This window comes from Nonomuraea sp. NPDC003201, from assembly GCF_053590415.1.
The window spans coordinates 1-10,128 of the sequence record NZ_JBSFTC010000360.1; the positions used below are offsets into that span (position 1 = coordinate 1).

At 72.0% G+C, this 10,128-nt stretch carries 9 protein-coding genes and 1 pseudogene; 2 read left to right on the top strand and 8 right to left on the bottom strand.

The window, feature by feature from the left end:
- From ACWDX9_RS53845 to ACWDX9_RS53855, 3 genes are all read right to left on the bottom strand, one after another.
- Nucleotides 1-504 (bottom strand): biotin/lipoyl-containing protein (locus ACWDX9_RS53845; RefSeq protein WP_449969993.1); only part of this gene is annotated, 504 nt, incomplete at its 3' end.
- On the bottom strand, nucleotides 497-1,540 hold the full coding sequence (locus ACWDX9_RS53850; protein ID WP_449969996.1) for an alpha-ketoacid dehydrogenase subunit beta: 1,044 nt from the start codon (nucleotides 1,538-1,540) through the stop codon (nucleotides 497-499). The genes ACWDX9_RS53845 and ACWDX9_RS53850, both read right to left, overlap by 8 nt.
- Nucleotides 1,537-2,418, bottom strand: coding sequence for a thiamine pyrophosphate-dependent dehydrogenase E1 component subunit alpha (locus ACWDX9_RS53855; RefSeq protein WP_449969999.1), 882 nt, complete (start codon nucleotides 2,416-2,418; stop codon nucleotides 1,537-1,539). The genes ACWDX9_RS53850 and ACWDX9_RS53855 overlap by 4 nt, the downstream gene beginning before the upstream one ends.
- Before the next feature lie 179 nt (nucleotides 2,419-2,597).
- Between ACWDX9_RS53855 and ACWDX9_RS53860 the strand changes: the two genes are divergently transcribed.
- Nucleotides 2,598-3,398 (top strand): SHOCT domain-containing protein, encoded by an 801-nt coding sequence (locus ACWDX9_RS53860; RefSeq protein ID WP_449970002.1) that lies wholly within the window; start codon nucleotides 2,598-2,600, stop codon nucleotides 3,396-3,398.
- Between the two features lie 6 nt (nucleotides 3,399-3,404).
- On the opposite strand, the gene ACWDX9_RS53865 is transcribed toward ACWDX9_RS53860, so the two are convergent.
- From ACWDX9_RS53865 to ACWDX9_RS53880, 4 genes are all read right to left on the bottom strand, one after another.
- Nucleotides 3,405-3,887: a hypothetical protein gene (locus ACWDX9_RS53865; protein WP_350727900.1), complete on the bottom strand. Its 483-nt coding sequence runs from the start codon at nucleotides 3,885-3,887 to the stop codon at nucleotides 3,405-3,407.
- Nucleotides 3,888-3,970: 83 nt separating this feature from the next.
- Complete coding sequence (locus ACWDX9_RS53870; RefSeq protein ID WP_449970011.1) at nucleotides 3,971-4,402, bottom strand: cupin domain-containing protein; 432 nt, start codon at nucleotides 4,400-4,402, stop codon at nucleotides 3,971-3,973.
- 43 nt (nucleotides 4,403-4,445) lie between these two features.
- The gene (locus tag ACWDX9_RS53875) at nucleotides 4,446-4,766 is read right to left on the bottom strand and encodes an aromatic-ring hydroxylase C-terminal domain-containing protein (protein ID WP_449970015.1); all 321 of its coding nucleotides are present in this window, start codon (nucleotides 4,764-4,766) and stop codon (nucleotides 4,446-4,448) included.
- 106 nt (nucleotides 4,767-4,872) lie between these two features.
- Nucleotides 4,873-8,277, bottom strand: a complete 3,405-nt coding sequence (locus ACWDX9_RS53880; protein ID WP_449970005.1) for a phosphodiester glycosidase family protein — start codon at nucleotides 8,275-8,277, stop codon at nucleotides 4,873-4,875.
- 106 nt (nucleotides 8,278-8,383) lie between these two features.
- Here ACWDX9_RS53880 and ACWDX9_RS53885 point away from each other — a divergent pair, with 106 nt between their 5' ends.
- Complete coding sequence (locus ACWDX9_RS53885) at nucleotides 8,384-9,574, top strand: cytochrome P450 (protein WP_449970008.1); 1,191 nt, start codon at nucleotides 8,384-8,386, stop codon at nucleotides 9,572-9,574.
- On the opposite strand, the pseudogene ACWDX9_RS53890 reads toward ACWDX9_RS53885, so the two are convergent.
- Nucleotides 9,494-10,128, bottom strand: a pseudogene (locus tag ACWDX9_RS53890) (hypothetical protein); the annotation flags it as partial. The gene ACWDX9_RS53885 and the pseudogene ACWDX9_RS53890 sit on opposite strands and share 81 nt — an antisense overlap.

Genomic DNA, 10,128 nt, shown 5'->3' on the forward strand with positions numbered 1-10,128 from the left:
CTCGACGTCGGCGCGCCGCACCACCTTCACGGGCAGGTCGCGCACGCGGGCAGGGTCGATGCCCAGCTCGTCGATGAGCGCCTGCGCGGGCGCCGTGATCAGCGGCGCTTTGGCGGGCAGGGCGTCACCGGAGACCGCCGCAAGCGCGCCCGAGGCGGGCGAGGGCACGGCCGAGGGAAGCGCGAACGAAGGCGGGGCGGGCGCGGGGGCGGGCGCAGGCGGGGGCGAAAGCGGGGCGGGGGCGGGTGGAGGTGGGGTGGGGGGTGATGCGGGGTGGGGGGTGATGTGGGCGATGGGTTGGCCCGGGGTGCAGTCGGCGCCGGCCGGGATCAGCTGGACCAGGATCCCGTCGTGCCCGCTGATCAGCTCCTCCACCGTCTTGGACGTCTCCACCGACGCCACCACGTCATCCCCCCGCACCGGCGCGCCATCCGCCACCAGCCATTCCAGCAGCACGTACGCCGAGTCGTTGGTGTTCAGCTTCGGCACCCGGATCTCAGCCATCCAACCCCTCCAGCACGGCACGGCGGATCGTGGAGTCCTGGACGAGCACCTCGCGCTCCAGGTGGGCGGCCGTGGGGATCACACTGTCCGCCGAGCTGACCAGCCGGACCGGGCGCCGCAGGCGGCCCCAGAGGCGGGTGTGCAGGTCGGCGGCCACGTGGTCGCCCCAGGTGCCGCCCGCGCTGCCGTCCTCGGCCACGCACACCAGCGGCGCCCGCCCGAGCAGCGGCAGCAGCTCCGACGGGTCGAAGGGGTACAGGCGCGAGGGGACCATCAGGACGCCGGTCAGGTCGTGGTCGAGCAGCAGGGTTCGCATGGCGGCCAGCGCGCGGTGGGCGACCCCGCCGGGGGTGATCAGCACGTAGTCGAGATCGCCGGAGGGGATGTCGAGACCGCCGGGTCCCCCGGTGTCGAGGCGGACCACCGCCACGTCGCCCACCAGCTCCCACGTGAACAGCTCGTCCACCTCGTACATCCGCCGCGTGTAGAGCACCTTGTCCTCGAACAGCAGGCACGGCTCGCCCAGCGCCAGCATGCGGTCGAGCACGGCCCGGTTGTCGTGGAAGGGTGACATCTCGAACAGCGACAGCCCGGGAATCCCGATGAAGTGCTTCTGCGGGCTCTGGCTGTGGGTGGGACCGTAACCGCGGTGGCCGCCGGACGGGCACCGGATCACCAGCGGGAGGGGTACGCGGGTCCCGTACATGGTGACGGATTTGCCGGCGAAGTTGAGGATCTGGTCGAAGGCGAGCGCCACGAAGTCGGCGAACATGATCTCCACGACCGCCTTGCCGCCCGCCAGCGCCAGCCCCGAGGCCGCGCCGACGACGGCGCCCTCGCTGAGCGGGGTGGTGAGCACGCGGCCGGGGAAACGGGTGGACAGACCCTTGGTGATCTTGAAGGCGCCGCCGTAGGGGTCGAGGAGGTCCTCGCCCAGGACGTACACGGAGGGGTCGTCCTCGAGGAGCCCGTGCAGCGCGCGGTTGAGGTCCTCACCGACCCGCACCCTGCGCGCGGGCGCCCCGCCGACCGTCACGCCGGCGTCCAGACGGACGGCGGCCGGGCGGCGACCTCGGCCGCGATCCGGTCGATCCGGGTACGGGCCTCCGCCTCGATCCCGGCGGACTGTACGGGGTACGCGGCCTGGTAGGCGGCATACCAGTCGAAGCGGGGAAAGTCCGGCGGCCGGGTGTCGTCGCCCTTGCTGTGAGGGCCGAGGCGATGGGTGGCGAACTCCACGACGAGCGGGCGCGACTCCGTCCGCACCCGGTCGACGAGAGGCGCCAGCCGACCGCGGATTTCGTCCATTTCCGCGATGTCCACCCGGTGGTGCGCCACGCCGAACGCCCGGGCCCGCCCCTCCACCGTGCCCGCCATCTGCAGCCCCGTCGGCGTGGACTGGGCGATGCCGTTGTGCTCGACCACGACCAGGAGCGGGAGCCGCCAGAGCTGGGCCAGGTTGAGCGCCTCGTACACGGCTCCCTCCCCCCAGGTGCCGTCGCCGATGTAGACGCACGCCAGCGCGCCCGGCTCGTGCCGCTTCAGCCGCAACGCGACCCCGGCCGCCACGGGCAGGCTCTGGCCCTGGACGCCGGTGGACAGGTAGCGGCCGCGCTTGAGGTGCTGGCTGCCGCCGACGCCGTCGCAGATCGCCCCCTTCCTGCCCATGATCTCGGCCAGCAGTCCCTCCGGGTCCTCGAACCTGGCCAGATAGTGGCCATGGCCCCGGTGGTTGCTGAAGATCCAGTCGCTCTCGCGCAGGAGCGTCCGCAGGGAGACGGGGACGTACTCCTGGCCGAGGCAGGTGTGCGTGGTGCCGTTGAGCTCGCCGCGCTCGAAGAGCGAGAGCAGCTTCAGCTCGAAGAATCGGATCAGCAGTAAGAGCGCCAGGTCGTCGTCAGAGAGTTTGTCCATTGAGTCTCTCGAGCACCAGGAGAACCTCCTGAAAGGCTAACAATCCGCATATTTCCCCTCCAGGGCCGCCTCCAAGCGTCGATGGAACGGTCCGTTTCTTCCTCAAACGGATCCCTGACCGAGATCACCGCTCGTTACTCTGGCACCCGATCCACCGCCCCACTGACGGGAGCAGGCCGATGTTCGGGCGTTATCTGAGGTCACAACTGGTCGTCCTGCTCTGCGGAGGGCTGGTCGGCCCGATCTTCGTGATCGTCTACCTCGCGCTCGGCCCGGCCGAACGCGCGGAGATCCAGTGGATGTTCTACGTCGGCCTGGTGCTCACGGTGTCCGACGTGGTGGTCGCGGTGGCCCTGGCCCGCCGCGGCGCGAAGGCGGCCGCCAGGACCGCCGCCCTGGAGCGGAGCGGAGTGCTGACGCTCGCCCAGATCACCGGCATGTCGGAGACCGGCACCAGGATCAACGACCAGCCGCTGATCAGGCTCGGCCTGCGCATCGAGGGCCCGGGGTTCGCGTTCGACACCCAGGACCGCGTGCTGGCCAGTGTGACGCGGACGGGCAACTTCAACGCGCGCAGGCTCGTCGTACTCGTCGATCCGGCCACGCAGGAGCACCAGATCGACTGGGAGCGCAGCGCTCTGGTGAACGGGCTGATGCCGGCCACGTTCAGCCTGGCCGAGGAGAACAGGACCTACGACCTGAGCGGCCAGGCCGGACCGCTCATGGAGATCCTGCAGCTCCTCAAGGCCAACGGCATCCCGCTGAACGGCATGTTGGACGTGCGCTCCAAGCCGGAGCTGCGTCAGCAGATCCAGGCCGTGGTGCGCCGGGCCGCCGCCCAACAGGCGGCCGGCGCCGGCTCGCCGTCCGAGCGGTCCGCCGCCCAGCGTCTGGAGGAGCTGGAGGCGCTCCGCACGACGGGGGCGATCACGGACGACGAGTACGCCGCCAAGCGCCAGCAGATCATCTCCGAGATCTGAGGGTGCCTACTTCGACAGGTAGAGGGTCTTCCAGGTGCCCGCGTACTGGCAGACGAGGGACGGCTTGGCGGACTTGGACTCCGAGCAGACCTTGAGCTCGACCTGGTAGACGTCCCGGTAGGAGAACGAGAACCGCTTCGGGGTGCGGTACGAGCAGTCGCGCACCGCGTGCTGGCGGAACGGCAGGTTGCTCCCGGAGCGGTACGTGATGCGGAAGACCGCCCAGCCGCAGGTGGCGGCGGGCCGCGTGTGGTCGTACACCTTGCCCGAGACCCGGACGACGTCGGCCGTCGGCAGGTCGGCGTGGTCCTCCCCCGTGGCCGTCAGCGTGCCCACGGCGTGGGCGGCGCGCCCCGGCGCGTAGTACGGGCCCCACGCGGCCGAGTCCGCCGCGGTCGCGGCCTGTGCGGCGGGGGCGATGGTCGTGACAGCGGCGATGGTGGCGGTGGCGGCGATGGCAAGACCGGCGAGGGTGCGGGGGATCGTCATCAGGGGCCGTCCTTTCGTGGCGAGATGACGACAATGTGCGATACGCCGATTTCAGCTGACTTGCCGAGGACCGACGTATGCTTTCAAGACCCTTGCGGGCCCTGCCCGGCGGCGGGGCGCGGGGCGCGCAAATGGGCCCGCTGCGCCAGCTCCGCCTCATCGACGTACGTCAGCATCGGCTGACCGGGCGCGCACAGCATGAACACGACGAACTTGGTCGGCGCGTCCGGCAAGGCGTTGCCGTCCTGGTAGTGGATCACGTCGCCGCCCGGCTCCCAGAACGTCTCACCGGCCTCGACCACCCGCTCCGGCTCACCTTCGAGCTCGAACCGTATCGCGCCATCGATCACGTAGCCGAAGGCCGAACCCGCGTGGCGGTGCGGAGCAAGGCCGGGGTGGCCCGGAGCCCACTCGACGAGGATGGTCATCCCCGAAGCACCCTCGGGGATGAAGGGCGGCTTGATGTCCGCCAGCATCTTGAATCCGGGCTCCGCCGCCGAGTCCTTGTTCGACATGGTCACCACACCTCCATGGGCCTGTTACCCACATACGCGCAGGTCAGGCCATCAACCGGGCAGCCTCGTCCCGACCGGTCACGGACGACTCCGGCGGCAGGCCGCACCATTCCGCCAGGGCGGAACGCAGGCCGAGGACACGGGTGGCGGGATCCGCGGCGGCGCTCGCCCAGGCGATGTAACCGTCCGGACGGACCAGCATGGAGGGCAGGCGGGCGCTCCTCGGCGTGGCGTGCCTGACCCGCGCCGGCGGAAGCACGGCGGGCTCGTCGGCGGGCTCGTCGACGGGCTCGTCAACGGGGGCCAGGAGCACGAAGCGCCCGTCGCGCAACGCCTCGTACAGCCGGCTCGCGTCGCCGGTCAGGAGGACGTCGGCGGCGACTCGCTGTTATGAATGCATTCCCTTCATGGTACGACCGGGCTGTTCAGGAGCCCGGGCGGGCCGCCGAGGCCGCCCGCCCGGAAGAAGGTCAGGCGGCGGCCTTGGCGGCCAGCGCCACGGTGGCCTGGCGGGTGACGCCGCTCACCGTGACGGCGACCGTCACCTGCCCCCGCCGCAGCGCCGTCAGCGTCCCCGTCGAGGGGTCGAAGTAGGCCACGTGCCACGGCTTGACGCCGTCACGGCCGCCGACGTACAGGTTGGGCGATCCGGACCACGCCGCCGAGACCGGGTAGGCCGCGGGGACCGTACGGCTCCCCTGCTTGACCACCGCCGTCACCGCGCCGGGCGCGCCGATCGCGACGGTCGCGGGGGCGGTGAGCACGAGGTCGTCCAGGTGCGGCCGGACCTGCGTGCCGATCCAGTCGGGCGCGTCGGCGAACCAGTTCCGCCGCACGTGCTCGGCCTCGGCCGGCGTCACGGGGTCGACGCCCCACAGCGACCACCCGGTGAACCCGCCGTCGTCGGGCGCGGTGGCCGGGTTCTTGCCGGAGTTGCCGTTGATGAAGTACGGCACCGCGTCCACGTGCGAGGCGTGAAACGTCCCCACGTGCGCCCCGATGTAGGCGGCCCCCTTGCCGGTGGTGCGCTGGAAGTCCGCCAGCCAGCCCTCCACCAGCGCCGCCTCCTTGCGGTCGCCGAGCTGGCTGCCCTTGCCGGGCGTCGGGTCGCGCGGCGGCACGTGGAACAGCACCGTGACCGAGCCCACCGACGCGTCGCCGGCGGCCTTGTCCAGCTCGGAGCGGAGCATGGCCACCTGGTCGTAGCCGCCGCCGCGCAGGTTCAGGCGCGAGGTGTCCAGGGTGACGAAGCGCGTGCCCTTGTGGTCGAAGGTGCTGTACGTGTCGCCGAAGACGGCCTTGAAGTTGTCGATCTTGCCGCCCATGACCTCGTGGTTGCCGGGAATGTAGTGATATTCCAGGGTTCCGCCGAGCTCCTCGTCGAGGATCTTCTTCGCCAGCGCGAAGTCCTCGGGCGACGCCTCGTCCACCAGGTCACCGTTGATCAGCAGGAAGTCCGGCTTGGCCGCCTTGATCTCCCGCAGCGTGCGGCGCGCGTTCTTGACGATGTCGCTGTCCGGGTCCCGGGCCACGAACTGCGCGTCCGACATGACCGCGAACCGCCACGGCATCCGGCCCACGTCGGCCTTGACCACCGGATCGGCGACCTTCGGCGCGGCGGGCGCGGAGATCGACGGCGGCACCTTGGCCACCAGGCCGTCGATGAGGATCTCGTTGGTGTACTTCGCGTCCGCCTTGGTCTCGGCCACGTAGAAGCGCCGCAGCTTGAGCGGGTAGTTCACGCCCGGAGGCACGGCGAACTCGACGTACTTCCATCCGGTCCACGTCATGTACGGCCCGCGCAGGATCTGCGACTGGCCGAGCGCGTCGTAGAACTCCAGGCTCGGCCACTCACCCTTGCCGGTGGAGTTGATCCAGAGCCCGAACGCCTGCGGCTGGCCGTCCACCACGATCTGCTGCGGCGGGCTGGCGTACGCGGCCCGGGTCGCGGTCGAGGTGGTGAAGTCGTACGAGAGCTTGAGCCCGCCCCCGCTCTGGCCGGGCGCGGCCGACAGCGAGCCGGTGGCGCGGGCGGCGGCGAACGTCCACTTCGCCGCGTCCTCGAAGTCGGCGACCGGCTTCTCCTCGAACCCGACGGTCACCGGCACCGCCGTGCTGATCTTGCCGACCTTGGCGGTGATCAGGCCGGACCCGACGGCCTTCTTGGCCTTGACGGTGAAGGAGCCGTGCTCGGCCGCGGTGACCTCGAACAGGCTCTTGTCGTAGTCGAGCGTGAGGTCGGAGGGCTCGACGGGCGCGGAGTTGCCGTTGCGGTCGTAGCCGACCACGCCGAACGTCGCGGCGTCGGCATCTGGGCCGTCCGCCCCCGCCAGGCCGAGCCGGTCGGCGGTGGCGCCGAGCCGCTGGAGCGGCTGCAGGACGGTCAGGTGGATGGTGCCCTTGGCGCCGCCGCGGGAGGCGGTGACGGTGGTCTGGCCGGGCACCAGAGCGTGGAACTTCCCGTCGCGGACGACGCCGTGCACGGCCGGGTTGGCCCGCCACGACGGCGTGCCGGCCGCCGGGCCGTACGTCTCGTCGTATCCGGCGACGGTCAGCCGCCGGGTGAGGCCGGGGAAGACGCGGTCGGGGCGGCCGCCCGCGACCGGGCCGACACCGGGCGCCTTGGCGGGGTCGCTCGCGGTCTCCAGCCAGAAGCCCTTGAGCTTGCCGCTGCCCTCGGGCGCGTAGAGCGCGAGGCCGTTGGGCACGTGGCGCTCGCCGCCGTCGGAGGGGCTGTTCTCCACCTGGACGTCGGCGGCGCCGGGCTCGCGGGCGAGCATGGTGGAGGAGCCGCCGCCGTCGAGGTTGAGGGCGTTGGCGGCGCCGAGGTCGACCATCATGGCGGCGAGCTCGTTGAGCGTGACGCCGCGGCTGTCGACCTGCCGGCCGTCCACGGTCAGCAGGTACATCTTCCTGCCGTCGGCCGAGAACCCGACGGCGGTGCGGGGGTGCGCGGCGGGGTCGGTGGAGTTCTGCACGACCCCGTCCTTGACCAGCACCCAGTTGCCGCCCACGGCCGCCTTGACCTGGCTGCCGTCCGACGACTTCGGCTGGTACTTGACGTCCACGCGGTCGCCGGCCTTCAGCGCGGACAGGGCGGTGGCCCCGGCGTCGCGGCCCAGCAGGATCGTCGTCCCGGCGGGGATGGGGCCGGTGCCGGCGGACGTGCGTACCTCGGAGACCACCCCGTCCACCAGGACGACCTCGGCGACGGACGTGGCGCCCTCGACGGCGCGGGCCCGGTTGAACGAGCCCCACAGCGGCGTGAACAGCCCGACGCCGCCGCTCTTCACGATCTGGTTGAACTGGGTGAGCGCGATGGGCGAGCCGCCGGCCGGGGTGGCGGTGCCCTCGAAGTACATCTTGAGCACGCGGCCGATGCCGTCACCGGTGATCGCGACCGCGTTCTCGTGGCCCGTGACGGGCGACTGCACCAGCGAGCCGTCCTGCACGCCGATGCCCTGGGCGGCGCCGGAGTTGTTGATGTCGAAGAAGTCGCCGTTGACGGCCGCGACGGCGTGCGCGCGCTTGGCGGGCCCGGACAGCGGCTCGGTCTTGGACACCTCGCCGGAGTACAGGTAGTCGGCCTTCGCGCCGCCGAGGTCGGCGGTGACCGCGTCCGCGCGCAGCCAGCCGAGCGCGTCGTAGGTGTCGAACGAGGTGAGCGAGATGCCCGGCGCGACCGGCCGGGTCCTCTTGGCCGTCTCCAGCCGCTGCCCGGCATCCTGGGCGAGCAGCGTGGACGGCGGCGGGTAGGACGACGCCTTGAGCGCGTCCTCTACGGGGGGCGCGGGATCGGCCTGCGCCGGGGCCGTGGCCAGGGCGAGAGGGCCTAACGCCAGCACCGAAGCTGTGAGGATTCTGAGGGACTGCACGACCGAACTCAATCGCTCGTGGATATAACTTTCAAGGCTTAAGAGTGAACTAAAAGAAAATTTCAGATCTTGTCGACCCTCCACCAGGGCTTGCAGGATGGTACGCGTGGATCGAGAGGCGCTCTACCGCGACCCGTATCCCCTCTACGCCCGGGCCCGCGCCGCGCCGGGGCTGACCTTCGTCGAGGAGCTGGACGCCTGGCTGGTGGCCCGGCACGCCGACGTGCGCGAGGTGCTGGGGCGCCCGGACGACTTCTCCTCCAAGGGCGCGCTGCGGCCCGACGTGATCCCGGGCCCGCGGGCGTTCGCGGAGCTGGCGGGCGCGCCCGGCGGCGCCCCGGTGGTGCTGAGCACGGACGGCGAGGCGCACGCGCGCTACCGCCGGCCGCTCACCCGCGGCCTGTCCCCGGCCAAGGTGGCGGCGGCGCTGCCGTTCGTCCGGGCGACGGCGGGCGACCTGGTCGCGTCGTTCGCCAAGGCGGGGCACGTGGAGTGGATGTCCGGGTACGCCAGGCCGCTCCCTGCCGCCGTGATCGGCCACCTGCTCGGCCTCGACCCGGCCGACGTGCCCGCCGCGATCCGGGCCGGCAACCGGGCCGAGGACCTGCTGTTCACCCCGATGTCAGAGGACGACCAGGTCGCCGCGGCCCGCGAGGTGGCCGCGCTGCGGCACCTCTTCGCGGCGCACGCGGCCAGGTCGAGGACCGCCGAGAGCCTGACCGGCGAGCTGTCGCGCGGCCTGGCCCCGGGTCCCGGCGAGCCGACGCCCGGGCAGCACGACGAGATCGTGGCCAACGCCCAGAACGTCATGCTGGCCGGCCACCTGACCACGACCGCCCTGCTCGGCACCGTCGTGCACCGCCTGCTGCGCGAGCGCGGCCAGTGGGAGCTGCTGTGCGAGCGGCCGGAGCTGGCGGGCGCGGCGATCGAGGAGGCGGCCCGGTACGAGGCGCCCGTGCAGGGCTTCCGCCGCACCGTCACCAGGCCGCTGGAGCTCGCGGGGACCGCGCTCGGCGAGGGCGAGACGGTGTTCGTGTCGTTCGGCTCGGCCGGGCGGGACGAGGCGGTGTTCGAGCGGCCGGACGAGTTCGACATCGCGCGGGAGCCGGTGCGGCACCTGTCGTTCGGGCACGGCGTGCACGGCTGCCCGGGCGCGCTGCTGGCCCGCGAGCAGCTCAAGGTCACCCTCGAGCTGCTCGTACGCGAGCTGCCCGGCCTACGTCTCGCCGGCGAGGACGTCGTCATGGCGGCCACGTTCATCCACCGGGCCCCCGAGGAGCTCCACCTCGGCTGGTGAGTCCGGCTCCTCCGCCGAGCGCACGCCCGCGTGCAGCACCAGCGGCACGGCCAGCGCGACCGCCATGGACAGCACGGCCGTGCCCGAGTCGTTGACCAGCATGCCGACCACGCCGCTGACCAGCGCCCCGACGAGCCCGGCCCGCAGCATGGGCGCCCGCGCGAACGCCTTCGGCACGATGCCCGCGCTGATCTGCCCGGGCCGCAGCACCGCGAAGATCAGGAACGCCAGGCCGGCCAGCACGATCGGCATGAGGTTAGGGGAGAGCATGGTGTTCAGCATGGCGCCCAGCTTGCGCCCGATCATGGGCAGGAACGTCCCGTCGATCACCTGCCCCACGAACCGCCCCAGGTGGGTCTGCGACGCCGGCGGGCGCAGGTGGTCGAGCACCGCGATGATCGACACCGCCACCCCGCCCAGCACGCAGAACGCGGCCAGCTTCAGCACCGACACCCGCTTGCCCGCGACGAGCAGCGCGGTCACCGCGATGCCCGGCACGAACGCGATCACGCCGCCGAAGTCGCTGCCCACGCCGGGCCAGCCGGCCAGCAGCA

What these genes read in the sequence shown, in the direction of transcription:
- ACWDX9_RS53860 (WP_449970002.1), top strand. Translation starts at nt 2,598, where the DNA reads ATGTTCGGGCGTTATCTGAGGTCACAACTGGTCGTCCTGCTCTGCGGA.
- ACWDX9_RS53870 (WP_449970011.1), bottom strand. Translation starts at nt 4,402, where the DNA reads ATGTCGAACAAGGACTCGGCGGCGGAGCCCGGATTCAAGATGCTGGCG.
- ACWDX9_RS53855 (WP_449969999.1), bottom strand. Translation starts at nt 2,418, where the DNA reads ATGGACAAACTCTCTGACGACGACCTGGCGCTCTTACTGCTGATCCGA.
- ACWDX9_RS53865 (WP_350727900.1), bottom strand. Translation starts at nt 3,887, where the DNA reads ATGACGATCCCCCGCACCCTCGCCGGTCTTGCCATCGCCGCCACCGCC.